The sequence below is a fragment of the Frankia sp. Hr75.2 genome, assembly GCF_949319125.1.
GTDB classification, from domain to species: Bacteria; Actinomycetota; Actinomycetes; order Frankiales; family Frankiaceae; genus Parafrankia; species Parafrankia soli.
In genome coordinates this window covers 1-875 of sequence record NZ_CASGGV010000193.1, presented here as the reverse complement: position 1 = coordinate 875, position 875 = coordinate 1, and the positions used below count along the sequence as shown (strand labels likewise).

The following is an 875-nucleotide window of genomic DNA, read 5'->3' as shown; positions in this document are numbered from 1 at the left end:
AGAGCGTGTCTCACGTCGAGTGCGGGAGTTTTTTCCAGCAGGTGATCGCGGCGGCGAGGCAGAGGAAGCCGAGGAAGTTCCGGCCGTTGCGTTCGTAGCGGACGGTCAGCCGGCGGTACCCACCCAGCCAGGCCAGCGTTCTTTCGACTTTCCACCGGTACCGGCCAAGGCGTTCGACGCTGTCCACACCTCGGCGGGCGATACGTACCGCGATGCCACGCCGGCGCAGGAAACGCCGCAGTTCCGGCTGGTCGTAGGCCTTGTCCGCCCGCAGCTTGTCCGGTCGGCGTCGCCGCGGCCCGCGGCGGGAACGGATCGCCGGGATACTGGCCACCAGTGGGACGAAGGCCCCGCTGTCGTGCAGGTTCGCCGTGGAGACCGCCACGACCAGCGGCAGCCCGTCCGCGTCGGTCAGGACATGGATTTTCGAGCCCGGTTTGCCGCGATCGACCGGGTTCGGACCGGTCAGGCTTCCCCCTTTTTCGCGCGGAGACTGGCCGCGTCCACGATCACCGACGACCAGTCGACCTGCCCGGCCGCACCGTGCAGATCAAGGATCTTCCGATGCAGCCGGGGCCAGACACCCGCCCGGGTCCAGGCCTGGAACCGACGGTGCGCCGTGGGCACCGACACCCCGAACTCGGCCGGCAGATGCCGCCAGGCACACCCCGAGGTCAGCACGTAGACCACCGCGGTGAACACCGCCCGATCCTCGATCGGGGCAGTCCCACCACCCTGCCAGCGACCCTCGAACCGGGGTAGCAGCGGTTCCACCAGCTCCCACAACTCGTCCGGGACCAGCCGCCCGGCGAGGCTGCTCTCCAACACGTCCATGATCAGATATGTACCCGGGGCGGCCACGCAAGACACGCTCT

The 875-nt window shown here is 68.8% G+C and carries 1 protein-coding gene; it reads right to left on the bottom strand.

The genetic code is table 11. From position 1 onward, the window contains the following. Positions 1 to 10 precede the first annotated feature (10 nt). Positions 11 to 834, bottom strand: a protein-coding gene (locus AC559T_RS14565) for an IS5 family transposase (RefSeq protein WP_498869059.1) whose coding sequence is annotated in 2 segments (ribosomal slippage) — positions 11 to 469 and positions 472 to 834 — 822 coding nt in all. Because the reading frame shifts where the segments join, the coding sequence is not laid out codon by codon here. Positions 835 to 875 lie beyond the last annotated feature (41 nt).